Annotated in this window: 22 protein-coding genes and 1 pseudogene; 4 read left to right on the top strand and 19 right to left on the bottom strand. The window is 44.1% G+C overall.

Going from position 1 to position 25890, the window contains the following annotated elements; all coding sequences use genetic code 11:
- Positions 1-378: 378 nt before the first annotated feature.
- The 11 genes from BLQ81_RS18255 to BLQ81_RS18205 all read right to left on the bottom strand — a co-directional run bounded on the left by BLQ81_RS18255 (position 379) and on the right by BLQ81_RS18205 (position 11112).
- The gene (locus BLQ81_RS18255) at positions 379-633 is read right to left on the bottom strand and encodes a TFIIB-type zinc ribbon-containing protein (protein WP_092733281.1); all 255 of its coding nucleotides are present in this window, start codon (positions 631-633) and stop codon (positions 379-381) included.
- A gap of 324 nt (positions 634-957) precedes the next feature.
- Positions 958-1239, bottom strand: a complete 282-nt coding sequence (locus BLQ81_RS18250; protein ID WP_092733278.1) for a hypothetical protein — start codon at positions 1237-1239, stop codon at positions 958-960.
- A gap of 751 nt (positions 1240-1990) precedes the next feature.
- A complete protein-coding gene (locus BLQ81_RS18245) occupies positions 1991-2332 on the bottom strand; it encodes an L-rhamnose mutarotase (protein WP_092733275.1) in 342 nt (113 codons plus the stop codon).
- A 295-nt stretch (positions 2333-2627) separates the two neighbouring features.
- Positions 2628-3443, bottom strand: coding sequence for a sugar phosphate isomerase/epimerase family protein (locus BLQ81_RS18240; protein WP_092733272.1), 816 nt, complete (start codon positions 3441-3443; stop codon positions 2628-2630).
- A gap of 3 nt (positions 3444-3446) precedes the next feature.
- On the bottom strand, positions 3447-4472 hold the full coding sequence (locus tag BLQ81_RS18235) for a zinc-binding alcohol dehydrogenase family protein (protein ID WP_092733268.1): 1026 nt from the start codon (positions 4470-4472) through the stop codon (positions 3447-3449).
- Between the two features lie 156 nt (positions 4473-4628).
- Positions 4629-5561 carry an aldo/keto reductase gene (locus BLQ81_RS18230; RefSeq protein ID WP_092733338.1) on the bottom strand — a complete coding sequence of 311 codons (933 nt, stop codon included), beginning with the start codon at positions 5559-5561 and terminating at the stop codon, positions 4629-4631.
- Between the two features lie 430 nt (positions 5562-5991).
- A complete protein-coding gene (locus BLQ81_RS18225; RefSeq protein ID WP_092733265.1) occupies positions 5992-6798 on the bottom strand; it encodes a metallophosphoesterase family protein in 807 nt (268 codons plus the stop codon).
- Positions 6799-6881: 83 nt separating this feature from the next.
- Positions 6882-7406 (bottom strand): GNAT family N-acetyltransferase, encoded by a 525-nt coding sequence (locus BLQ81_RS18220; RefSeq protein ID WP_245693302.1) that lies wholly within the window; start codon positions 7404-7406, stop codon positions 6882-6884.
- Between the two features lie 272 nt (positions 7407-7678).
- A complete protein-coding gene (locus BLQ81_RS18215; protein WP_092733262.1) occupies positions 7679-8398 on the bottom strand; it encodes a VIT1/CCC1 transporter family protein in 720 nt (239 codons plus the stop codon).
- Positions 8399-8401: 3 nt separating this feature from the next.
- The gene (locus tag BLQ81_RS18210; protein WP_092733259.1) at positions 8402-9565 is read right to left on the bottom strand and encodes a dipeptidase; all 1164 of its coding nucleotides are present in this window, start codon (positions 9563-9565) and stop codon (positions 8402-8404) included.
- Between the two features lie 521 nt (positions 9566-10086).
- The gene (locus tag BLQ81_RS18205; RefSeq protein ID WP_092733256.1) at positions 10087-11112 is read right to left on the bottom strand and encodes a glycosyltransferase family 4 protein; all 1026 of its coding nucleotides are present in this window, start codon (positions 11110-11112) and stop codon (positions 10087-10089) included.
- A 79-nt stretch (positions 11113-11191) separates the two neighbouring features.
- Here BLQ81_RS18205 and BLQ81_RS22375 point away from each other — a divergent pair, with 79 nt between their 5' ends.
- The 3 genes from BLQ81_RS22375 (at position 11192) to tamL (ending at position 19083) form a co-directional block, all read left to right on the top strand.
- Entirely contained in the window at positions 11192-11362 is a 171-nt protein-coding gene (locus BLQ81_RS22375) for a hypothetical protein (RefSeq protein ID WP_175454273.1), read from the top strand.
- 433 nt (positions 11363-11795) lie between these two features.
- Entirely contained in the window at positions 11796-16802 is a 5007-nt protein-coding gene (locus BLQ81_RS18200; protein ID WP_245693301.1) for a translocation/assembly module TamB domain-containing protein, read from the top strand.
- The gene (gene tamL / locus BLQ81_RS18195) at positions 16792-19083 is read left to right on the top strand and encodes a translocation and assembly module lipoprotein TamL (RefSeq protein ID WP_092733250.1); all 2292 of its coding nucleotides are present in this window, start codon (positions 16792-16794) and stop codon (positions 19081-19083) included. The genes BLQ81_RS18200 and tamL overlap by 11 nt, the downstream gene beginning before the upstream one ends.
- Positions 19084-19093: 10 nt before the next feature.
- Here the strand turns inward: tamL and BLQ81_RS18190 are convergent, their stop codons facing one another.
- The 5 genes from BLQ81_RS18190 to BLQ81_RS18170 all read right to left on the bottom strand — a co-directional run bounded on the left by BLQ81_RS18190 (position 19094) and on the right by BLQ81_RS18170 (position 22057).
- Positions 19094-19930 (bottom strand): maleylpyruvate isomerase N-terminal domain-containing protein, encoded by an 837-nt coding sequence (locus BLQ81_RS18190; RefSeq protein WP_092733247.1) that lies wholly within the window; start codon positions 19928-19930, stop codon positions 19094-19096.
- Between the two features lie 11 nt (positions 19931-19941).
- Positions 19942-20280 (bottom strand): HopJ type III effector protein, encoded by a 339-nt coding sequence (locus tag BLQ81_RS18185; RefSeq protein WP_092733244.1) that lies wholly within the window; start codon positions 20278-20280, stop codon positions 19942-19944.
- Between the two features lie 199 nt (positions 20281-20479).
- On the bottom strand, positions 20480-21109 hold the full coding sequence (locus BLQ81_RS18180) for a YdeI/OmpD-associated family protein (protein WP_092733241.1): 630 nt from the start codon (positions 21107-21109) through the stop codon (positions 20480-20482).
- A 189-nt stretch (positions 21110-21298) separates the two neighbouring features.
- The gene (locus BLQ81_RS18175; RefSeq protein ID WP_092733238.1) at positions 21299-21517 is read right to left on the bottom strand and encodes a helix-turn-helix domain-containing protein; all 219 of its coding nucleotides are present in this window, start codon (positions 21515-21517) and stop codon (positions 21299-21301) included.
- 3 nt (positions 21518-21520) lie between these two features.
- Positions 21521-22057 carry a DUF2975 domain-containing protein gene (locus BLQ81_RS18170; RefSeq protein WP_092733235.1) on the bottom strand — a complete coding sequence of 179 codons (537 nt, stop codon included), beginning with the start codon at positions 22055-22057 and terminating at the stop codon, positions 21521-21523.
- A 230-nt stretch (positions 22058-22287) separates the two neighbouring features.
- Between BLQ81_RS18170 and BLQ81_RS18165 the strand changes: the two genes are divergently transcribed.
- A complete protein-coding gene (locus tag BLQ81_RS18165) occupies positions 22288-23502 on the top strand; it encodes an ATP-binding protein (protein WP_092733232.1) in 1215 nt (404 codons plus the stop codon).
- A gap of 38 nt (positions 23503-23540) precedes the next feature.
- On the opposite strand, the gene BLQ81_RS22825 is transcribed toward BLQ81_RS18165, so the two are convergent.
- From BLQ81_RS22825 to BLQ81_RS18155, 3 genes and pseudogenes are all read right to left on the bottom strand, one after another.
- Positions 23541-23984, bottom strand: coding sequence for a DUF5060 domain-containing protein (locus tag BLQ81_RS22825; protein WP_262481064.1), 444 nt, complete (start codon positions 23982-23984; stop codon positions 23541-23543).
- 51 nt (positions 23985-24035) lie between these two features.
- Positions 24036-24848, bottom strand: a pseudogene (locus BLQ81_RS22820) (DUF1593 domain-containing protein); the annotation flags it as partial.
- 104 nt (positions 24849-24952) lie between these two features.
- The coding region (locus BLQ81_RS18155; protein WP_139183668.1) for a PQQ-dependent sugar dehydrogenase at positions 24953-25890 on the bottom strand (938 nt) is incomplete at its 5' end.

Here is a 25890-nt window from a genome sequence, read left to right as displayed (position 1 = left end):
TCTGATTTACAATTGGGAAAAAGGGATTGGTTTCGCAATTATCCCGCAAAAAAGCCCTCCGATTTTTTGTTTTTCTGAGCAATTTGAGAGATCTGGCAGCAGCCCGAAAAAGAAAATAATTTTCAAGATAGAGCTCAGATCCGGGAATTGATGGTGTTGGCTGTTGCAAATCTCGGGCTTGGTGCAGGTTGAAAAACATTCGAATATTCCAACTGATGCTGGAGACTGTCTCAAAACTGCGCTTGTCACATTGAGTTTTAAATATTCCGCGAACATGCAAAAAGGGAATGACAACGATTTCCAAGCCAAAAGCAGGGAAACTATAACGCAGGGTGCTGTGAGAGGTTTGGGGTGAAATCCCACTTACCTGCTTGATTATTAAAAATCAAAAATATTACCTAGAAGTCCTTTCTTTTTTTTATTACGGTAATTATCGTCTCTGTTTTGATAATCCTTCCCTTGATAATTATCATCGGGAAGTCTATTATCTTGTTGAGGCATAGCTCGTTCAATAATTTTATCAAGTTCACCTCGGTCAAGCCAAACTCCGCGACATTCAGGGCAATAGTCAATTTCTATCCCGTTACGATCGCTCATAACTAAGTTTACCTCTTTACAATTTGGACATTTCATGTGTTTATAATTTGGTTTTTAATTGCCACATGGAATACCCCCAGATAATCATGCTCCTGTGTGTCGCTCTTTCGACATGGGTATTTCATCTGTTTATAATTTGATTTTTATTGGTCAGATGGAATGCACTGGATAATCATTCCCCTGTGCGAGAAGCCTTTCTCATGGGCATTTCATGTGTATATAATTTTTTCTTTAAGGCCACATGCCCGCCTGTAGTCGGACAGGGAATCTCGCATTTCGGATAATCATTCCGGTGTGTGATCCCGTACCTACGGGATCATGGGCATTTCATGTTTGTATTATTATATTTGTTTACAACTACTAATTCTGAGGTTTTAAAACCTTATTTACAACAGAATCAAGTTTTGAGGATGATTTCTGTATAAGCGAATCAAGTTTTATTACCTTTTGGTGTTCTTTATCGATAAGTGAATCGAGAGTTAAAACTTTATCGACTTCTTGATTTAGTAAAGAGTCTAAATATTGGGTTTTATTTATCAACTTATCAATGTTTTCGTCAACTTTTCTGCTTACATCTCCACAAGAGATGAATGTAACTGATAGAAATGCAACACAGAGGGTTGTTTTCAATTTTTTTTTCATGACATTTTTTTTATTATTCTGTTAAATATACTTTATTCTAATTGACATTTTTGCGTTTATTTATTGCACTCGCAGAATTTCTCCTATTATGTTGGGTAAGGTTTTTGAGCTTTGCGTTTGGGTGGGTTTCGGAGTACAAAATTTTCAACCAGAACTGAATCCCGCATAGGGGGACATAAAGCTCCAAGATTGCACGTCACCCCGCCTGAAACATAACCCGTGTGCTTGTTGCACAACTTTCCTATCAAGATAAATTTTTTGGACATACGCTATTCTGCCAGTAGGTGAATTTTCCATAGGTGAGGGGCTGGAAGACCGAAGACCGGAGAGCGAAGAGGGCCTGAAGATTAGAATTTAGGCCAATTTTCAATAATTGCATGGATTTACTGGCAAAGAAGCGGATAATCTTATAGGTTTTTCTGGTAAAAACATCAGCCCATCCTTCAACTTGGAACGTCAAAAATTAAGGCATTTCTTGGTCTTTGATCTGGTATGCTTCGCCCATAAAAGAAATTTACGTTTTAATCGCTGTATTGGAAATTCCTCTACTGTCTAAAGCGTTGAAATTCCTCTTGACGCTGGGTGTTTGTAACTACGCTCAGTCCAGGCTTGCAGGGGAATATTAATTTAACATAAAGAATTCTTCAAATCAAACTCTCTCTTTTCTCTGTGGTAAAAAAATCGCGTTCCTTCGATTCCTTTAAGGTCAAAATCAAAAAACTTCGAGGTTGGAAAAACCTCAAAGGTTTCCTTAAAGCCCTGACTTGAAAATCCGATCCATCAATACCCATTTTTCACCCGGCTTTGCCCAGGGGATGGGCTGTTGAAAACCCCACATCAGTGCTTCCCATTTGGCGATGATGGGGTTTGAGGCATCCATTTCGGCCTTTTTCTCAAAGGTAAAGTCATCGTCTGTCTCCAGAATCATAAACATCCTATTACCGGTTCGGAAGATCTCGATGTTAGACACCCCACAGTCGATGTCATGCTGCGTGACTTCGGGCCAAGCGGCACCGGGAGCGTGATGCGCTTCATAGATTCGGATGGATTCGGGATCGTCGATCAGGTCGAGGGTGAGGCAGAAGCGTTTCATGGGAGGTTAGGAGGTTTGGGGGTTAGGAGGCTGGGAAGTTGTGTTTTGAGGTGTTAAAGTTGTATGGTGGTAAGGTTTTCTTCGTCACTGCGAGGGAGGAACGACAGTGGCTTATCCCAATTATATAACTCAAATTGGGAGATTGCTTCGGGGCTTTCAGTTTTATTTGAGGTTCAATTTCTGGAAAACTTGAAACTTTTAAGTTATCCAGTGATCAAAACCTCCCCTTTGCCCAGAGCCTCGTACTTCGTATTTCTTACTTCGTATCTCGTACTTCGTATCTCGTACTTCCTATTTACTTGAACCATTTCCTAAATTCCTGAATCGTCTGCTCTGCTGCGGTATCAGGATTGGGAGAGGGGAAAGCCTCCGCTGAGATATAACCTTCATAGCCGATTTCTTTCAAAGCTTCCGCAATTGGCCCCATATCGGTATGGCCCAAGCCCATCGGTTTGCGGTTGGAATCCGCGAAGTGGACGTGCCCAATGTGCTTTCCAAAATCCAGAATAGACTGGGCGATGTTTTCCTCCTCGATATTCATGTGAAAGAGGTCTGCCAGAAGTCTGACCTTGTTCAGCCTGTGTTTTTCAATAAAACTGCCTCCGGCTGCGAGTGTATTCATCAAGTTGGTTTCATAGCGATTTAGCGGTTCATAGATCAGAAATGCTCTTTCTGATTCGGCTTGTTTTCCGAGGATTTCCAAACCTTCAGCGAGCCAAGTCAGGGTTTCTTCTCGGTCTCCGGTTGGAAGCACATTGCCTTGCATGGATCCAATAATTGCCGGCGCACCAAACTTTGCTCCGAAAGTAATCATGTCTGAGATGAAGGAAATGGCCTTTTTTCGGATTTCCGGATCAGGATCAGTGAGGGTCAAGCCATGGATGACTTTTCCGGCACCGGTACCCACAGCCGCAAGCTGAAGTTGGTATTTTTCCAATAATTCACCCAGATGGTCTGGATCAATGGCATCGGCTGAAGAGGTAAAAAGTTCAATACCATCGAATCCCAAGGCAGCGGCTTTTTTCATGCTTTGCTCCAAGTCTTCCCAAAATATCCAGGGGCCACTTTTTATTTGTGGAACAAGGGCAATAGTAACAGCAGATTTGATCATTTCTTACCGATTAAAGTCAATCATAATTTTGATAATTCCCTGGGGATTTTCGGCCCAGGATTTTAAAGTTTCGGGTCCCTCGTCGATGGAGATCACTTTGGAGATCACTTCGTCCACAGGGAATTTTCCGGCTTCCAGATAAGCGATCACCTCAGGAAAATCAGTTCGGCCCACACAGTTTCTCGAGCCGAGGATTTCGATTTCCTTTTGGACAAAAAGCGAGGTATTGAACTCCACTGGTGCTTTGGCATAGCCGATGCAGACCACCCTTCCCAAAAAGGCCACTTCTTCCACCGCAGCCCGGTAGGTCGTAGGGCTTCCGACGGCTTCGATGATCACATCGGGGCCATCGCCATTTGTGATCTCCTGAAATCTCGCATGAAGGTCTTCTTTGGATGGATTGATGGTATGTGCGACGCCGATCTTGCGGGCGATTTCAAGCTTCGAATCGTCCAAGTCGATAGCGATGACTGTTGCATTTCGGTTGACTGCAGAGGCGACAGCCCCGAGGCCTACGATTCCACAACCCAAGACCGCCACGCAATCTTCCGCACTTACTCTTCCTCGAGCCACAGCATGAAAGCCTACAGTCAGTGGTTCGGCAAGGGCAAGCTCCCTGAAGCTGAGTTTATCGGAGGGGAAAAGATCCTGCCAGGGAGCACAGACATAGCGCGTCATTGCGCCCGGACGACGCACTCCCATGGTTTTGTTGGTTTTGCAGGCATTGGGGCGGCCTTTTCGACAAGCCACGCAGGTGCCGCAAGCGAGATAGGGGTAGAGGGTGACTTTGGAGCCGATTTGAAACTGCTGCGGTACATCTCCGCCCAATTCTTCGATAAGCGCACCCACTTCATGTCCGAGGATGTTGGGATATTCCTGAAGAGGGAAAAGGCCTTTGAACCCATTCATATCTCCCCCACAAAACCCGACCATTTCTACTTTGAGGAGGACTTCATTGGGTTTTGGACTTGGTTTCTCGATTTCGCGGACTTCAGATTTTCCGACTTCGGTAAGAAAAAGGGCTTTCATAGGTTTTTAGTCAACAGTCGACAGACCATAGTCCATAGCTGATTTGTTAATTTATTTTTAATTAATAATTAAGTAATGGCTTCGACTCCGCTCAGCCTGACAATCCAAATTTGTCTTGATTCTAAACTCTTGATACTTAAGTCTAACATCTTGATACTAAATATTATTCTCCTCCTTCCCCTCAAACCACATCCTGTTCTTCACCGGGGCGAGCAGTGTTTCGATTTTTTCAAGCAATACTTCGGGTATTTCAAAGTCCAAAGCCTCCACATTCTGTTTGACGACCTCGAGTTCGCACATGCCGATAATGGTCGTGGCGATATAGGGATGATCCATGGCATAGCGCAAAGCCACATCACTCAGCCGTATGCCGTAGCATTTGCAGAACTCCAGCAGAATCGGTTGCATGGCTTTGACCTCAGGAGGGGAGCGATGCCAAGGGGGCAAAGTTCCGTCTGAAAGGATGCGCTGCATCAGCGGTGCAGCATTCATCAAGCCGAATTCCATTTCCAGTGAAAGGGGCACGAGTTCCTCGTTGATTTCGTCTTCCAGCAGGTTGTAGTGTCCCCAAGAGAGGACGGTGTCAGGATTCGTCTCCCGGGCGATTTGTGCGAGGTAGCGGACCGGCAAACCTGTGATTCCCCAGAAGCGGGCTTTGCCGGAAGCGACCACCTCCCGCATTGCAGGAACTGCTTCTGCTAGGATGATTTGTTTGTCTACAAACTCAATATCGTGCAATTGGAAAAGATCGAGATAGTCAGTTTTCAATCGGACTAGGGACTCGTCGATGCTTTGTAGGATTTTTTTTCGGGAAAAGTCAAAATGCTGCAAGTCGTAGCGGCCGCATTTGCTGGCGAGAATGATGTCCTTCCGGGATCCTTCCAATGCTTTTCCGAGTCGGCTTTCGGCCAAAGTGAGACCGTAAAACGGGGAAACGTCGAAGAAATTGATCCCCTGATCCAAGGCATAGTGGACGGCGGAGATCCCTTCTTTTTCATCTACCGGGTCAAAAACATTTCCCAGGGGAGAGGCTCCAAATCCCAGAATGGAAACTTCCAGACCTGTTTTTCCTAAGGTGCGGTATTGCATAGGTGATGGGCTAGGTTTGATTAGCTTTAAAGCTTGGGAAAACAAGATAGTAGATTTTTTGAAGGGGGGAGTCCTGAGTTGGGATTTTAGGAATGGGTTTTTTTGCCACAAAGGAGCTAAGACGCTAAGATTTTTGAAATAGGGTTTGAATGGGTTTCCCTCATACCTGACTGCCTTCAGGTAAGTTTTTTGTAGAATTCTTTGCCACATTCCTATCCTTGATGTTTAAAAGCAAGGACTAAAGCTCTTCTTTTGTATTTTGAATAGTATCGAAAGCATCAATTCGGATTTTTAGGTTTTTCAATAAACCAAATACCTGTCTCAATTTATCTTCGATCTTAGCTTTAAAGATCTTTGTGCCTTCGTGTCTCCGTGGCAAAATTTCCGACAATGGGGTTAAAAACCTTAAACCTTCGAGGTTGGAAAAACCTCAAAGGTTGTGTCCGTTCAGGATCATCCCGTCTATGACTGACTTGAGGTAAGTGATGGTCTTGCCGTCTTCACCCACTTCACAAACCCGATAGCTTGGAAAAGGATTACCCCAACTGCCGCCAAAGTGTCCTGACCAGAGGTAAGACTTTTTGCGGTTGATCATGATCCCGTCCACGTCGTGGTCATGTCCATGAAAGCTCGCTTTGACATTTGGGTAGCTGGCGATCAGTTTGAGCAGATCCTCACAAGCCACCCCATGTCGGGTCCAGTCATTTTGGGAAATGTGGACAAAAAGAAATACATGGGAAAGCTTGCTGTATTCGTCAAGAATAGCTCTGGCAAAGTCAATATTTGCGCATAGGTAGTCCCCTGCTTCGTTGGAGCAGTTGAGCAATAGAAAACCGTAGTTATCCTTTTTGGTGAAAGCGAAGTCTGCGGGTTGGTTCCAGATTTGAAGCCAACTGTTTTCCGAAATTCGGTCGTGGTTGCCCTTGCATACATAGTAGGGTACTTGGAGTGTGTCGTAGACCTTTCTGACTTCCGGCATCCACTTGGGTTCGTCGTGGATCAAATCCCCGTTGAAAACCACAAAATCCACATTTTCCTCCCGATGAATTGCTTCGATCAAGTTGCGGTGGGAGGTTTGGTAGTCCGTGTCGGGTTGCCCGAAGTGTCCGTCCGAAGCAGTGATGAATTTGAGACGCGTGGCTTTGGGGAAATCTGCTTTTCCGAAGGAAATGAATGGCATGGACATCAGGGAGCTGCTGATTAAACTGATTTTGTAGAGGAAAGGACGTCTTTGCATGCCATTAAATTAAGAGATTCTAAAAGAAAAATCAGGGATTGGCCGGGAAAGGTTGTAGGACAGAACCAAGCTCAAGCTCCGGATCAAAGAAAATACCGAAAGCCATAGACATGTAAATCCCCCTGAAAAAAATCCAGTTCCTCAGCTCGCTGAAATCCCATTCCCTCGTACATCTTCCAAGCGGTCATCATCGTGTGGGTAGTATGAAGAATCACCTGTTCGAGTCCGGATTCTTTGGCTTTTTGAATGCATGCCAGCGTCAATGCCTTTCCGATTCCCTGACCCCTTTCGCTCTTGGAAACCGCCAAAAATCGGATTCCAGCAGCATTTGATTCATTTGGTGCGATTCCCTTGGAGCCATATTGACTCATGTCTCCAAAATAAACAACCGCTCCCGAAACTTCTTCTTCGGGGCCCAAAGCGACCAGAAGTGTGACCTCGGGTTTTTCGGTGAGCCTACCGATATGAAGCAGCAAGTCATAGTATTCCGGAAAATCAGCTTGTTTCGGAAAACCTTTCAGCTCGGAGTAGACCTCGACCATCAATTGACCGGTCTCCTCAAATTCACTCGGTTGGGCATTTCTGATTAAAAAATTTTCCTTCGGCAAGGTCGATTGGGGTTTAGATTGGGCTTCGAATAATTAAAAGGTAAGGTGAAAAATGTTTGATTCAAAATTTGAATTCCAAGTTCTTTTCCGTTTTCAGAAAATGGACCAATCAGCTGTAGCTAGCTAGGATATCCAGTTGATCCATCGTCCGGCTGACTGGTTTCCATTCGGCAAAAGCTACAATTTTCACAATAAAGGCCAGGAATTTTCCCGGACTGATCAGCTTTTGAGCCAGTTTAATCTGTACCAAATTTCCAACTGAGCAATAAAATCTAAATGAAAAAGCTTTTTAAAATATCACCGACATAATAGGCAACGATCGCTGCCAAAAGTCCCAGGGCCAGTGTCTCCGAGACGCTGCGCAGCTTGGAGGTTTGATTGACGATTCCCTTCAGCCACCCCACGATCATAAATGCAAGTCCGGTCAAAATACTGGTCCAAAGGAAGGTGTCAAGATCAGTAGGGAAAAAGAAATCCCAGAGGTAGACCATCAGGGGGATAAACCCAACCAGAATAAAGGATATCAGGGTTGCCACACCGATTTTGAAGGGGCTTTTGCTGTCGCGCATCATCCCCAGTTCGTCCTTCATCATCTCCGCTACCCAAAGATCTTTGTCATCACAAATGTGGTTGACGATTTTGTCCAGGAGATCCCCTTTGAAGCCTTTTTCACGGTAGATTTCGACGATTTCTTCCCGTTCGATTTCCGGAAGGTTTTCGACTTCCCAATACTCTATTTTCTGGTGCTTGTCGTAATTATCCCGCTCGCTTTTAGCTGAAAGATAGGCCCCCACCGACATCGAGAATCCGTCAGCCAGGAGATTGGCCAAGCCGAGAATAATCAGGATTCCTGCGTCAAGGTTGGCTCCAAACCCACCAGCTACCACAGCGAAGGTGGTCACTGCCCCGTCAATTCCCCCATAGACAAATTCGCGGAGGTACTCCTGAAGTTTACCGAAATTGGCATTCTCCTGATGGATAGCTTTTTCCATGGATCAGTTTAAGTTTTCAAGCAAAAAGCGCTTTACATTTTCGCCCATCACTGCTTTGATTTCTTCTTCCGTAAATCCGGCATTTAAAAGTCCTTCGACAATAAGGGGAAGTCCGGTAATGTCAAAAGGAACAGCCACCGACCCGTCATAATCTGAGCCCAAAGCCACAAATTCGACTCCTACTAAATCACGCACATGCTTGATTGATGCAATGATGTTTGGCAGTTCGGGCGTACCCACTGCCATGTCAAAAAAGGCGATTCCGATGATTCCTCCTTTTGCCGCGATTTTTTGAATCTGTTCGTCGCTGAGATTTCGTTGAGAATCCAATACCGCCCGCACACCGGTATGAGACACAATCACGGGTTTGGAGCTTAGTCTAAGTATATCTTCGACAATAGCGGGAGAGGCATGGGCTAAATCGATGAAGATCCCCAATTCATTCATTCGGGCGATCATCTTTTTCCCGAAGTCCGTCAACCCTTCACCGCTTTGACCATGGGCCGAACCGCCGAATTCATTGTCAAAAAAGTGAGTTGGCCCGACCATTCGCACGCCGGCAGCGTAGACTTTGTCCAGATTCTCCGGCATCCCCTCCAGTGCGTGCCCCCCTTCAATTCCCAACATGGCGCCGATGACTTCTTTGTCTGTTTTCCGGGCTTCGATGAGCTTTTCAAGATCAGCTTTTGACCGGACGAAAATGGCTTTTTCACCTTCATTTTCCACAAAATTTTTCAGTGCCTCTGATTGCGACAAAGTTCGGTTGATCAGGCTAAACCAATTCCAGGGGCTTTCGCCTTTTGCGATGGTCAGCGGGGTGATGTTGTCAAAAGCGTCTTCGCTGTTACTCTGCATATTTTGGCCTGCGGGAGATTTGGAGACAATTGTAAACATCTCCAGGGCAACATTGGCTTCCCTCATTCTTGGGAAATCGACGTGTCCCTGATTCCCTCTTTTATTCAGATTCCTGCCCCAGAGGAGGGCATCGCAATGCAAGTCTGAAATGAAATCGAGCCGGGCATAGATGGCTTGGGCTTCCGGAGATATCTGATAGGGTCCTGCGGCTTTGACCGGATTTCGTTCGGCCTCAATGTATTGTGGGACGGTGTTGATGCCGATTAAGTAAACGACAAAAAGGATGACAAGAAATAGGATGAATTTTTTCATCGGCTGGGGTTTGGTTTCAAGTTAAAAGGAATTTTGAATAGCTCCGATATATCGTATGAAGAATCGAACAGAGGATTAAGAAAAATAAATCAAAAATTTTAATCTGAAATTTTGATTTTTTGTTTGGTTTTAATACGTTTAGGAAACTTTTGCAAACAGAATAGTTGCTCAACCCAGCGCTTTGCCAAAGTTTATATGGTTTTAATCCATTGACAATAAACCCTGATAGGGAGCCTGATTTTAAAAAGGCTCCCTTATTTTTTGCTATTTACTTTTTGATTTAAGTCAAAAATTGAAAAACCGGTTTAAAAAAAATCACTTTCGGGTAAAAAAAGTGTAAGAATCCTAAAAACCGGTTTCGGCGGTTCAAGGAAATCGATTTCCAGAAGATTCTGAATCTAGGGCCAAAAACAGGGAATTCTTACTGATTGTATCGGAAAGTTGGAAAAGCTGGAGATTTTATGTTTTGTTGATCTTTAGATTAAATGACAGATGTCACCCTGACCTGAGAGAAAAAATTATCAGAGATTCAGTTTTTTAAGGATTTTTGATTTTCGCTGTTCAAAATTAAACAGCATTTCAATCCTTATTCTTGCACGGTTTGCCAATGGTTGTAACGGCGTGTTTTTGGTTATTTCCAACAGTGGCTCTAACTCTCCAAAATCCTTTTTGAACAGCAAAAACCCTGCGTTCCCAATAATCTCAGGAATTGCTCCTACGGCTGAGCCAATCGGCACGCAGCCACAAGCCATAGCTTCGCCCAAGGCATTCGGGAAACCTTCTGAAGTGGAAAGTTGAAGATAGAATTGGTGTGAATTGTAGCTTTTAAGCAGTTCAGCAGGATTCATTTTTCCCAAGACTAAGACATTTGAATTCGGCGAAACGTAAGCTGAATCTCCCACCAAAGTGAAGGTCCAATCGGAATGATTTTCGGCCAGTTTTTCAATTAAGTCATAGCCTTTTACGATGGCACGGGCCGGATTGGAGGTGCCGGTAGCGACGGAGATAAAGCTGAATGGTTTTCTTCCCTTTCCCAAGTCCCTCCAGTATTCCGTGTCAAATCCATTGGGGATGACCTGAATGGGAGTTTTTAAATCCGGAATCAAATTCAATAAGCCCTGCTTCGGAGAGATTTTTGGATCATATCGATAATCCTGTTTGACCAAAGCCTCGGCTACAGGAAGAATCAGACTGCAATTTTTGAAGGAATAGACGGTAGCTTTTCGCAGCCATTTCTTTCTGAAATTCCCATACCCGATCTCAGGCATGTTGATGCAGTCGGTTCCCCCGGCCTGAATCGTACATTTTTTACCGAAAATCTTTCCAAACCAAGCCGGTAATACACTGTGATAGCCCCCGAAAAAGCAGAGGTACTGACTCGTTTTGGGCAGATACCAAAGCAGCTGAAAAAACTGAAGGATAAAAAAGAAGGGGAGCTTTAGTGGACTTTGAGTGAATTCCAAGGACTTGATGGCCGAAACAGGCCCGATCATCTCCAAATCTCGATCGATAAAAGCAGTTCGGACAGGGAAGGTGTAAATGATCATGAATCAGCGAAGGCGGTACGTTTGCTGCAAAGTAAAAAGTTTAGGCTGGATTTTGCATTTGATCCCATCGCAATGATTGGTGCCAAAAGCTCAAAGCTTAAATGGTGGGGTCAATAAATTCTCTGGTTTTTCACTTGCCTTTCCCTATTTTTCTTTCCTCAAAGCCAAAACCTATGATCCAAACTTCCAAGACAATGGTGTTCATCCGATGACGCGATATCAGCGATTTGTGATTGAGGTGAGCAAATAAAAATGATCAAAGGTTTTCTCAACACATCCCAGTTTAGTTTCCTCAAAGACCGGGATTATTGATTTCCAATTGTGTATCCACTCCATACAGCTCCAAGCACCTATTCCAATTCGATTTTCCACTTACATTCAATCAGACAGGCTTATTGCTTAGAATCGACTGTAGTGTAGAGACACAGCACAGGGATGGGGGCCATTTGGCAGGCATGAATTTGTCTAAAACTGAATTTCCCGTCAAAATTCTTAGTTTTGTAAACATATCGATCAATTCCCGATTATCTAATTGACCGTTTTTTGAACCCATTTGGCTTATTTCTTGACCATTAGGCAAGGGAGAGTGTGATGCTCTTAAAGTCCAACTAGTTAAAATAAATTCTATCAAAAGATTTATCAGGACATTCTTAAAGGTTTTAGGGATTACGATAGCCTCACTTTTGGTAATCGCGATTCTTTTAGTGCTTTTTATCCGCAGCCCTTGGGGTCAGGGCATCGTTGTGGACAAGGCGACCCAATTTGTCTCCAATAAAACCAAGACAGCGGTTTCCATTGACAAGCTCTACATTACTTTCTCCGGAAATTTATTTTTGGAAGGGCTTTACCTCGGGGATACAGCCGGAGATACTTTGATCTACTCCCGAAAATTGGAAGCAGGGGTTGAGATTCTTCCATTGATAAGAACCGGTGCCATTAACATCACCAAACTGGAATGGGAAGGACTTAAAGCCAACATTTCCAGAACTGAAGTGTCCGGAAAATTCAATTTCGACTTTTTGATTGAGGCATTTGATACACAGAATGGGGAAGTGGCCGTCGAAGTCGATCCGGCAAATCAGCAAAATTCCCAAGTGCTTTCCATTAAATTATCTCCAGTTTCGCTGAAGGATTTTGACCTGAAATACCTCGATGAGCGCATGGGAATTGATGCTTTTTTAAAGCTCGAATCCTTGAAAATCGAAGTCCCGGTTCTGAATTTAGAAAAGTCTGAATTCCGGATTTCTAACTTTACCCTCCAAAATTCACAGCTTTCCTACTCTCAAACCAAAGCTTTTGAACCTGGTGAAGAGGATTCTATCGCCTCGGTTTTGCCCTTTTTGATCTTGGATAATTTCCAACTTTCCAATGTCTCCATCGCCTATAGCAATACCGTGGACAGGCAGCAGGCAGGGTTGAAGATTGGCGATTTTAATGTTCAGGCACCGGAAATTAATCTTCGAAATCAGCGGATTAAGGTTAATTCCATCGCGCTTCGAGATTCGGACATCCTCTTTTATGATTTTAAAGTGGCTGAAGCCCTTGAGGAAGTTGTTGAATCAATTCCCTTCGCATGGCCCGTTTGGGACGTTCAGATAGGAAGCTTGTCACTCGCCAAAAATTCGGTGGAGTTCAAAACTTCCGAAGACCAAGAAATCAGACAGGGGTACTTTAATCCGGAGGTGTTAGCGATCAAAGCGCTGCGCCTTGAGGCAGGGGATATTTTTCTGGAAAATAAGCAGGCAGGTCTTAAGCTTAGCGAGGCGGGATTTGTAGAGGCAGGAGGATTTGAGTTGAAAAACCTCCGGTTTGATTTTTCGATCTCAGAGGCTGACTCCAAAATCGAGAAGCTTTGGATCGAAACCAACAGAAGTCAGCTGAAAGGAATTGCCAATTTTGGCTTTCAGTCCATACAGGATTTGATCGAAAATCCGGAAAAAACCAAGTTTGATATTTCCTTGGCCGAAACCCGTCTGGACCTCAGAGACAGTTATTTCTTTGCTCCCGAGCTTGCCTACGACACCCTCATTCGGGAATTGGCTTCTGCCCCGATAGCCCTGCGGCTGGAGGTAAAAGGTGATCTGAATGCGGTCGGGATCCCGCTTTTCGATTTGAGCTGGAGTGAAACTTATTTCAGCGGCACTGGTCAGGCCGGCAATCTGTTGGACTCCGACTTGTTGGCTTTCGATTTTTCAAGACTGGAATTTCAAACCAACCGTGAGACCCTGCTCAAATTTGTGGATGAATCCCAACTGGGAGTGAAGCTGCCGAATCTGATCAGCATCAAGGCGAATGCTTCGGGTAAACTCGATGATATACTGGCAAGGGTTAATCTTGAAACTGACCTGGGAAATCTGCTGCTGGACGGAAGTTTTCAGAACAGTGCAATTCTCGCATTCAAAGCGGATTTGGATGTGGACAGACTCCAATTGGGAGCTATTTTGGGTAATCCGGGATTGGATACGCTCTCGTTCAGTCTATCAGGCAATGGATCCGGAAGAAGCCTGAATGATTTCAGTGCCGAACTCTCTTCCTCATTTGAAAGACTAAGAATCAACGGCAATGACTTTTCAGGCTTGGCACTTGAGGGACAGTTGATAAACGGCGCTGGGGATGTTCACATGTGGTTGGATGATGAATTTTTGAAATTCGATTTGCTTACCAAGCTGATATTGGATTCGATCAATTCCAGTGTTGATTTGAATTTGGACCTGAAAGGGATTGATCTGTTTGAGTTGGGATTTGCAAGGCAAAGTACCCGTGCCAAATTTCAGTTACTGGCTAATTTTGAAGGTAATCCAGCCAATTTTGACTTGACTACCAGCTTGGATGATGCCATTGTGGTCTATGGTCAGCGGACTTACCCGGTTGGGGGACTGAATCTGGATGCCAGAATCCGCGAAGATTCAACCAGTGTTTCGATTCAAAGCCTTTTGCTGAATGGGTTCATTCGCTCGAACACTTCTCCCGACAGCTTGATTGCGGCTGTTACGACGCATTTCAGACAGCGCTTGGATAAGTTGGACTCCATCGGGGAGTCATTGGGTAAAATAACCATGGAAATGGATCTTGCCATCAACCAGGCTCCGATTTTGAACCAAGTGCTACTCCAGGGTTTGGATCAATTGGACAGCGCCAGAATCAAGGTGAATTTTAATCAGGCTGAAGACAAGTTTATTGGAAGTGTTGACTTTCCTTTTGTCAAGTACGGTGACACGGAAGTGGACAGTCTGGGAATCAGGATCGATTCCACTAATGATAATCTGGACCTAGCGCTTAGCTTTTTGGCACTTAATTCAGGTCCATTGGCGATGGATCGAACTTATTTTACAGGAGAACTCAAGCAGTCCCGGTTTTACTTTGGTTTCAACTCCTTTGCAGGCAAAGAAAAGCTGGTTCACATAGCCTCGGAAATCAGTTATTCCGGAGATACGCTGAGTATTCATGTTTTCCCCGAAAACCTCCTTGTAAACTCCCGTGAATGGAGTATACCTGAAACTAATCTCATACAGATTGCCGCACAGCATGTGAACTTTGAGGACTTCAAATTTTCGAGAAACCAACAGGTATTATCCCTGCGAAATGACTTGGAGGATATTAATGATAAACACCTTGCAATCCAATTTGAAAATTTCAGACTGGAGACTTTTACCAGTTTGCTCAATCCAAATGACTTGATTGCTTCGGGCGCAGTCAATGGTAGGCTTGTGCTGGAAAACCCTTTTGGAGCCACAGGTTTACTGGGCGATTTGAAGGTGGATAGCTTGAATGTCCTTCAGATCCCTTTGGGCAACTTGAGCGTGGAGGCTACCTCTGAGACTTTGGGTGACTATGTGCTTGCCATGCGCCTGAAAGACGGGGGAATGGATGTCGATTTAGCAGGAAAATTTCAGGCCGATGAAGCCGGAGGAAGCTTTGATGTGAAGCTGAACCTCAATCAGATCGATATGGAAGTCGTAGCGGGGCTTTCCGGAGCTGAGCTCTCAGATGGTACAGGTTACCTTTCAGGTCTGATTGAAGCGAGTGGAACAACATTGAAGCCCAACTATTCAGGACAAATTAAATTTAATGATGCGGCTTTTGTCGTTTCGCAGCTCAAGGCAAAATACCTATTGGCTGATGAAACCATAGCTTTGGATAATTCAGGACTCTATTTCAAGAAATTCACCATTCAGGATGAAAGCAAAAACAGCTTTCAAATTGACGGTTCGATCTTCACAGAAAGGATCATCAATCCCACATTTGACTTGAATCTGATCGCAAAAAACTTTTCTGTGGTCAATTCTACCAAAGGCGACAATGACTTGTTTTATGGGAGAGGGATCATCGATGCAGATGTGAGGGTCACCGGTGACCTTTTCTTGCCTAAAGTTTCCGCCAACCTGACTGTAAAGGAAAATACAGAATTGACAGTGATCATTCCTGAATCACAACTTGACTTGGTTGCGCGGGATGGGGTGGTCGTTTTTGTAAACCGAAGTGATCCTTACGATATCCTCACCAGAAAGACAGAGGAGACGGCGAGTGCCTTCATGGGATATGATATCCGGGCAATTCTTCAGGTAGACCCTAAGGCTTCGTTTCGTTTGGTGATAGATGAGCGATCCGGAGATAATCTGTTGGTGTCAGGTAGTGCAGACCTCAATTTGGAAATCAACCCTAACGGGCGCATTACGCTGAGCGGCAACTACGAGATCAGAGAAGGGCATTATGAAATGTCCCTCTACAATCTTGTCAGCAGGAAATTTACAATTGGCCAAGGAAGTCGGATTACCTGGAACGGTGACCCGATGGATGCGACACTTGCAATCAGCGCGATCTACCAAATCAGGACCGCATCATCGGAACTCATGGCTTCTCAGTTGACGGGCTCGACAGGCGATTCAAAAAATCAATATTTCCAGGAGCTTCCCTTTTTGGTCTATCTCAATGTAAACGGTGAGTTGCTAAGACCGGAAATTTCATTTCGACTCGATATGCCGGAGGCTCAAAGAGGAGCCTTGGGAGGGAATGTTTATTCCAGAGTATTGCAGGTCAATGAACAAGCGGATGAGCTGAACAAACAGGTGTTTTCCCTGCTGGTATTAAATCGATTTTTTCCTTCAACCGGAAGTGACGGATCGGGTGGAGGCACAGAAGCCATTGCGAGAAGCAGCGTAAGTCAGGTGCTATCCGGGCAATTGAACGCCCTTTCCAGCAATCTTCTGGGTAAAAGCGGGTTTGAGTTGGATTTTGACTTGGATAGTTTTACTGATTATCAGGGGAGCTCCCCGCAAGAGCGAACCCAGCTGAATGTCAGTGCAAAAAAACAATTGTTCGATGATCGACTCGTAGTCCAAGTGGGCAGCCAAGTGGATGTGGAAGGAAGCTCTCAAAATCAACAGCAGGGCAATGCCCTGTTGGGAAATATCAGCATCGAATATTTGTTGACAAAAAATGGGCGATACCGTCTCCGGGGATTTCAGCGGAATGAATTTCAAAGCATCATAGACGGGCAATTGACGGTGACTGGTTTTGGTGTGATTTTCAACAGAGAATTCAACACCTTCTTGGAGCTGTGGAGGCAATCGGAAGAAAATAAAAACCGGGTCAATCCAATCGATGAACTCGAGAAGAAAAACGGAATAAAAAAAGAAGAGAAGTCAGGTGAAAAGGATGGTCAAACCAAAACAGAGCGGAATGAAAACTAAATACACTGCACTTGTCGGATTCGCTTTTCTGCTTCTTTTGGGATTTGCCTGCAGTGTAAAGCGATTCATTCCCGATGATGAATTTCTCCATACCGGGGCAGCGTTAACGCTGGAGTCGGAATCAGAAATCAGCGATATCAAGGAAGTGACCGAAGAGGTAGAAGACTTACTGAGGCCCAAGCCAAATAAGAAGATCCTTGGGATGTATATAGGCCTGTGGGCACACTACAAGGGAGCAAAGGAAAAACCCGGTTTTATCAACCGCTTTATAAATAAAAAAATAGGGGAGGAGCCTGTTTATTTCAGTGGTGTAAACCTGCGGGGCACAGAAGAACTCATCCTCAACCGATTGGAAAACAGAGGGTTTTTCTACAGCATCACCAATGCTGAGGTAAGCCGTAAGGGCAAATTTGCATCGGTAGCCTATTCTGTTAAGCTATCCGGCCCTTATTTAATGGACAGTCTCATCGTGGATCGGGATTCGATGGAAGTAGACAGTGAAATCATTGAATTGTTAAAAGACACCAAATTAACACGCGGAACCCGGTTTGATCTATCCAAACTCAACACTGAGCGGGTACGAATAGAAGATGCGCTGAAGAATAAAGGCTATTACAATTTCAATGATGAATACCTGATCTTCGAAGCCGATACCAATCAAGGAGATTCCACGCGTACATTTAATCTGTATCTGAGATTTAAAAATTCAGTACCAAAATCAGGAATTATTCCTTACAGAGTAGATCAAATCAATGTTTTCCCAAATTATTCCATAGATGAGAAGGCCGAGCTTATAGATACGGTGACCATCAACGGTAAAAATTTCATACAAGGTCAGCTCGTTTTCAGACCTGAATTATTGGACGATTATATTCTTATCGAAAAAGATGGACTTTATCATCCCGGTAAATCCAAACTCTCCAGTAATCGATTAAGCTCCATCGGAAATTACCGATTTGTCAATCTCCGATATGAGGAGATGGAGGCTGATGACACCCTTGGGTATCTGAAAGCAAACATTTACCTCTCTCCGATGAAAAAACGATCCTTGCGTGCAGAGCTGCAGGGAATTTCAAAATCAAACAACTTTGCAGGTCCGGCTTTAAACCTGATTTACAGAAACCGAAATTTGTTTTATGGGGGTGAAACACTCAACATCAGCGGAAAATTTGCATACGAATTTCAGGTTGGAAGGGGAGCAGTAGAAGGGTTGAATTCGGTGGAACTCGGGTTGAATGCTGATTTGATCTACCCAAGAGTCATATTTTTCACCCCAATCAAAGAGCGGTTTAGCTATTCTGTCCCGAAAACCAAAATTAGTCTCGGTACGGCTTTGCTCGATCGGGGAGGCTTGTACCGTTTGAATACTTTTTCGGGAAACTATGGGTATTTCTGGAATGTCAATCGCTATGTGTATCATGAAATAAATCCGGTCAGCATCAATGTGGTCAATCTGACCAAAACCTCGAATGAGTTTGAAGCAATACTGGATGCCAATCCGTTCCTGCGAAACAGTTTCCAGCAACAGTTTATAGCAGGGATGAATTACACCTTCAATTTCAACAAACTTGTAGATCGATTTAGAACACATGGGGTTTTTGTGGGTGTTGGGATTGATTTGGCGGGCAGTGGGTTCAAGGCGGCAAGTAAAATCATAGGCTCAGCGGAAGGGGAGTTTTTGGGGATGCCGTTTGCCCATTATGCCAAGGCTGATTTGGATCTTCGCTATTACCTCAGACTGAACACCCAGCACACCATTGCCACCCGATTTTTGGCAGGTGTTGGCAAGCCTCTGGGCAACTCGGTGTCTTTGCCTTACGTCAAACAGTTTTTTGCCGGTGGGCCTAACAGCATCCGTGCCTTTAGAATCAGATCCCTTGGCCCCGGAACCTATCGACCGGAGGTGTTCAATCAGGCATCTTTCTTTGATCAGGCTGGTGACATTCGGCTGGAAGGAAATTTGGAGTATAGATTTCCGATCATTTCGGTGTTAAAAGGTGCCGCATTTCTGGATGCAGGTAATCTCTGGCTCATGAACGAAAATGAAGCCTTGCCGGGTGGAAAATTCTCCTCCTCCTGGTGGGATGAGTTGGCAGTGGGGACAGGGGTTGGTTTGCGAGTCGATATTGAGTTTTTTGTGATCCGGTTTGATTTGGCCACACCGCTTCGTATTCCTTATCTACCTGAAAATGAACGCTGGGTTAGCGGATTTGATGTGGGGAGTAAATCCTGGAGGAGAGATAACCTGATCTTCAACTTTGCCATCGGATTTCCATTTTAATCCAATTTCTTCAGGCCATAAATCCTGTAATATCCAGTGCTTTTCTTCCCAATTTCTGATCACCATAAATCTTTACCAGATCCAAAACCTCATTTGATTTCCAGCTTTTGGAGATAAGCTTCCATGCTGTTTCGGGATCCATCATCACTTTTGCGAGGGGACTGGCGGAGGGATTTTGGCTTAGTTCCCAAGTTTTTTCGGTTTTAATAATACTCCAAGTTCCTCCGATTTCTGTGGTTATTTCCAGAGCAACAAGAGTTCCGATTTCGGCCTCCACCTCCTTGAAGGTATATGGGAATGCCTTCATGACTATTTCCAAAAAAGGCTGAAATAGCTCGGCAGTCATAATTCCCGGCTTATTCACCGCATCCCTGATTTGCTGCTGATGGAGGAATTTTTCGGTGTATTCACGGGCGATGTGAAACCAATTCGGCGAGGTTTCATGTCCTGCCCAGGCTACTGAAAAAATGGCGTTTTCGAAAGGAGGCAAGGACTCGAGTTGCTCGATGTATTTCTTTCCGCTGGATTCCAGGAAATCGATCAAAATCGCCGGGCTGACTCGCTTCATTGCCTGAACCCAGGTTCGGTTCAGTTCATTCAGATAGTTGACCAAGTCCTGATAGGATTGAATGTGATCGGGTTTTTCTCCAAAAAAGCCATCGCGTAACATAGAGATCGTTCTCAGGTTCACATCCAAAAGATGGGCTGCCACATCTTTGACTTTCCAGAGTTTAGCCACGGTTTGTGCCTCCCAGTCCTCAGGACTTAAGGAGCGAAGCAATTCCAGTAGTTTTTGATCCAGGATGGGAAAGAGGTGGAGGGTAGGTATGGGAACGAAAGCCTGCATAGCTCGGAAATCTAGTATTTTGGGATCAAAGCAGTTCCTTCGAATTGAATTCCCTGCCAGCCTGATTTCATGAAATTTCGGATATTTTGATGATCTGAACCGGCTGGATTACCCAGAACATCGATCCGATAGTAGTCGCCGAAGAGGGACAGTGTCTGATCTACCGTAAGGTTATTTAGCTTCGCAAAAGAAAAAACTTTGCAGCTTCCGTTGTTTTGTCCGGCTTCGTTGATGGCAGAGCCATTGATAAATCGGGTAGGGGTGAAGTCAAAATTTGCATCAATGTGGGCAATGACTTCCGGGAAAGAAATGGATTCAGGTGAATTGTGGATTTTGTCCAAAAGGGTCATGTCACTTTAAATTTTGTGCAAGATAAAAACGATAAAATGTTCAATTATCAAACTCAATGTTCAATTATCAAACTCAATGATCAAGGCAACTGATTCTTGTGCTTTTTTAATAATTGTTCATTGTCCATGTCTTCTGCCCATTACAAATTGTCCACTGTCAATTGAAAATTGCTCATTGTCAATTGCTCATTGAAAATTGTCATTCCATCATCCCTTTCCCCGCCATAATCTTCTCCAGACACTTTTCAATTCTACTCAGTCGCGTTTCAACTTGTTTGGCTCCGGTGAAGTGAATCAAATAGCCTCGCTGCCTCCCGGGAGTAAGGGCAAAAAATGCTTTTTCAAGTCCTTCATACTCGTTGAATTTTTGAGTTAGTTCTTTTGGGATTTCTATGCCACCACGAATTGGAATCTCTGGTTTTTTGCCTGATTTTTCGACTTCGATGGCTTCTTGGATATACTGAGTTAAGACTGAATGTCCCCTTTCCAGATCTTCCATTTGGGTAAACCGAATGATCCGTCCTTCATGGGAATTGGGGCCGGGAAGCTCTAGCATACCTTTAGGATCTTGCATCAGGCTGCCTTTGAGGAAGCTGATCACACAGGAATCATTGAAGACGCCCAGGAGGATCACATTTTTTCCTCCCAAGGTGTACACAGGCACTCCCCACTTGCGCTCTTCATTCAATTCAGTCCCCAAAAGAAGCTGTCGCAATTGCTCAAGAATTGGCGTCCAGCGGTGAACTTTGCAGGCTGGTGTTGCGCCCTTTTCGCAGCGCATGCAGCCTTCGAGGAGGAAGAGGTCAACTTGAAGATTGGACTGGGGCATGGAATTCTTTATTATTCATCATTCAAAATCCGATATTCGAAATTTAAAAAAGTTAAGGGTTAATGGTTAACTAGTTAAAGGTTCCGCCTTTCTTTCTTCATCATTCGATATTCGAAGTTCGAAATTTAAAAAATATCGAACACAGAATGATGAATAATGAACACCGAAGATCAAGATACTTGATACCAGCTACTTGATACTATCTTCCTCTCTAAACTCCAAAATATCTCCTGGCTGACAGTCCAAAGCCGCACAGATGGATTCAAGCGTACTGAAGCGGATCGCTTTTGCCTTTCCGGTTTTGAGAATGGAAAGATTGGAAAGCGTGATATCCACTTTTTCGGAAAGCTCGTTGAGAGATATTTTCCGCTTGGCCATCATGACGTCTAAGTTTACGATGATTGGCATGGCTTATACAGTAAGATCGTTTTCAGATTGCATTTCCAAGCCTTTTTTAAAAATCTGGGCAATCACAAATACCACCGCCGCCATCATCAAAAAAGCAGAATAATCATTCCAAAACTGTCCAGCGGAATCGACATCATAACCACGTTTCACTAAGCTTTGGGCGTATCGATGAGCGATCGCCCCAATCAAACCGATGGAAAAGGTATAATAGCTGATTTGGGATATCAGCTTGGAGACCTTCTCGCTAAATGGTTTGACCAAGTTCAGGCTACTGAATATCTGAGTAATCAAAAAGAACAAATACGCTTTTATCGCAGTCACCACGATGATGAAACTGAACAGAAAGCCAAAATAGATCTCGTTTTGACCAAACAATTCAGAAAGATCCATGCCTAGGTACAAATCTTTAGCAGCTGCTGGATTGAATTGGGTAAAGATAAAATTGAAAATCAAGGCACCAGTTTGAATACTGAGGCCGATGAAAGTGATCCAGGAAATCACCTGCAGGAATTTGATCAGGAAATCTGTTCTTGTTGACATCGCTTAAGAGATTAGAGTTGATTACTCAAATAACAGTAATTATTTATTGATAAACAATAAATAATAATCGAAAAAGAAATTTGTTTTAAAAATCAATTTTAGCTTTTCACAGAAAAGAGAGTGCTAGGAGCTAGTATATTCCAAATATTTCATTACTAATGTAAGGTATCTTACATTAGTAATGATAAAAGCCTTACATTAGTATTGAATAAAATAAATACTTATCAGCAATGCTTAGACAGGAACAAATTGCCAGGATCATCGACTCTCAGCAGGATTATTTCTTGGCTAAAGATCCGGGCTTCATCCGTGATTCCCTTTCTGAGATACCGGTTTTGGAGAATTATGCAACCATTATCACTGGGCAGAGAAGATGTGGAAAGAGTACTCTTTTACTCCAATTGATGAAACAGAAGTTTCAAAAGGCCATCTATCTTAATTTTGAGGATATTCGATTGATTGGTTTTGAATCAGCCGATTTTTCACGGCTTTACTCGGAAATTCAATTGAGGTCTGTTCGAGTGATTTTTTTAGATGAAATCCAATTGATAGAAAAGTGGGAAATATTTGTAAATCAGCTTTTACGGGAAGGGTTTTCGGTTTTTGTAACTGGCTCTAATGCTTCGCTTTTGAGTAAAGAACTAGGGACACATTTGACTGGCCGGCAGTTGTCAAAGGAGTTGTTTCCATTTTCTTACCAGGAATTTATCGCTTTCACAAAGCGTGCAGCCTCAGCTGAGTCTCTTGAAGTTTATTTAAAAATAGGAGGTATTCCGGAGTTTGTTAAAACTGAAAATGAGTTAATCATAACTTCTTTGTTGGATGATATTTTGGTGAAAGACATCGCTGTCCGTCATGGAATCAGAGATGTGGTCTCTCTTAAGCAACTTGCGCTTTATTTGTTAAGTAATATCGGTGTACCAACTTCTGCAAATAAGCTTATCGGCATGTTTGGAATCAAATCAGCAGTCACCATTTTGGACTTCTTCTCTTATTTTCAAGATGCCTATCTGATAGATTTTGTACCTCAGTTTAGCTATTCGCTCAAGGCTCAAAATCGGAATCCCAAAAAAGTTTATGCCATGGATATGGGTTTAGTCGCAGCCATTTCGACTTCATTTTCAGAAAACATAGGAAGAAAATTAGAAAATCTGGTTTACCTCCATCTTCGACGCAAGTACAATTCCATCCATTATTTTAATGACAGGGGAGAATGTGATTTTGTGTTATCACAAAAGGGAAAGGTGACCCATGCCATTCAGGTGTGTTACCATATTTCGGATGAAAATTTTGCAAGGGAATATGCAGGTCTGATCCATGCTATGGATTTTTTCAATCTTGAGTATGGAGTAATTGTGACTGAAAATCAGCGAGATCGATTTGAAGAGAAAGGGAAAGTGATCGAATTGGTTTCTGCTTTTGAATACCTAAGTAAACCTATTTGAGTCTATTGGTTCGTTTCAAATTCCGCTATTCCAAATAATCAATCAACCCTCAGCCATTCCCAACGCTTTCCCCAATCTGCCAGGATGTCGTTTCGCCATTTTAGGAGGGTTTTGCCGCCTTGGAGTTTGCCGTCGTATTTTTCTGGATCGGAAGAATCGCTGTACCAGTTCTTCCCGAGGAGGTAATCTGTTTCGTTTGGCTTGCCCGGCCATCTATTGCTGACCACCAATTCTCCCGCTAGGGCTGGGGAGCCGGGGATTTTTGAGGTGATATGGTAGCGCAAGATTTCGGCTTGTTTGGGCGCATAATTGATTGCATAGTTTCCATTTCCGAGGTAGTAGCCTGGCCAAATCTGCTTGGAATTACCATAGGGCACCTCCATCCAAAAGACCGCCGAATCAGCCGGAACGTTGATTTCAGGGCCTTTGAGGCGGAATTCAAGTACGGAGCAAAACGCAACGGTATCGGCAAGGGTAGTCATCCGGTCATAAACCACCCGAGCACTTCTGGAAATCGATTCAAAGCTTCCTCCCCAACTTTCACCGGTAGGATCTTCCGGATTGCCCTGCATCAGGTAGAGTAGGGAAGGGGTGTCGCCCATTTTAATCTCTCCTTTGTAATAGCTTTTGAAATCCTCGCCCAAATGACCGGCGCCTTTGATGTGTCGGTCGTAGTAATCGGTGGTTTGGATGACATCGGGCGTCTGATTGTTGGAGAAAAAACCGTAGTAGCTGGAATTGACTTCGATCATCCAGAGCTTGGGGAAATTGGCGGCGATGTAGGCATACGCATTAGCGCTCCACTTTTTGTTGGGGCCGCCGATCTAATAGACGCGGATGTTTTTTTGGATTTCCGGTGCATCATGTAGGGCTTGTGCCAGATCTTCCAATCCACCCCAAACCAGCACCCAAAGCGGTCGGGCATCCACTTTTTTTGCGCAGCGAATAATCCAATCCGAGCCTTCGGTAGAAGTGGTAATTCCTCGGTAAGGGGCATTTCCCTTTCTGCCCTGCTTGGTCACTTGTCGCAAATCCTCAGGGGGTGTAAATCCGGAGTTGTGTCGGAGGAGCTTGGGTAGGTCTTTTTCATACAGATCAATCATCCGAAGGATCTCAGCGGTGCTTCCATTCCCATAGGAAGGGGAGGAGACCAAGCCCTCGATGTCAAAGCGATCACTGTACATCAGCAGATGCGCCATGCTCTGATTATCGTCTGGATCCGTGCCTCCGATGTCGGTGCTGATGAGGATGCGGGGTTTATCAGGAACTGGTTGTTGGGAAAAAGTAAGAATTGATAAAAAACTGAGGGTAAGCGTGATCACAAGTAATTTCAGGATCTTGGTCATGTTTTGAATTATAATGTATCAAGACCCAAATTCTAAATATCCAAAACACTCTCTGTCCTGTAGTCGAGGGTATAAAAAAAATCCCAGATTTAATAGTCAACTCTTTACTTCATCGGAGTCACTCGAAGCAGCGCGTCAGGTGAATTCGTCAGCACATACAATGCCCCGTCAGGCCCGATTTTGACATCCCGCACCCGTCCTATTCCTTTGATGATGACTTCTTGGCTCAAAACTTTGTCACCTTCAATTACCAATCTTCGGATTTCCTGATCTTTCAGCGCGGTGATCAATAGGTTATTGGTCCATTTGGGAAACATATTCCCATAGATAAATTCAGCCGCACAGATCGCAATGGAAGGATCATAGTAGATCAGAGGTTGTTCCATACCTTCTTTGGACCTATGACTGGTAATGGGACTGTCATTGTAATTCACGCCATACGTGATAACGGGCCAACCATAATTCCCTCCGTTTTTTAGTAGGTTCACTTCATCCCCGCCTTTGGGTCCGTGATCGGTAAAGTAGATTGCTCCGGTGATTGGATGCTGGGCAAGACCTTGGACATTACGGGTGCCCACCGCATAGATTCCTTGCATAGTTCCTTCTTGTCCGTAATAAGGATTGTCTTTGGGAATGCTACCATCTGGATAGATCCGAAATATTTTTCCCTCTGCCCGAGATGGCAGCTGAGGATTTAGCCCTTCTGCGATGCTTTGCTGCATGTCTCCAGTGGTGAAATACAGGAATCCATCGGTGTCAAAGAGAAGGCGGCTTCCCCAACGTGTTCCCCCGCTGACTAAGATCGAATCCGGAGCTTCAAAAAGTGTCTCTTGCTCCACCCATTGGTAATCCTTTATTTTCCCTCGGACCAATTTGGTCATAGCAGGTGAAGTCCTATCGGCTGTGTTCTTTGGATTATGACTGTAAGCGAAATAGATCCAGCCATTTTCTGAATAGTTAGGATCCAAAGCCAAATCCATCATCCCTCCAACCAAGTCAGTTCCATAGATAAAAGGAATTCCGGTTACCCGTTTGGGATCGA

The sequence above is a fragment of the Algoriphagus alkaliphilus genome (genome assembly GCF_900103735.1).
Taxonomy (GTDB): Bacteria; Bacteroidota; Bacteroidia; order Cytophagales; family Cyclobacteriaceae; genus Algoriphagus; species Algoriphagus alkaliphilus.
Note: the sequence above shows the minus strand (reverse complement) of the source record. Positions and strands in the feature narration are given on the sequence as shown.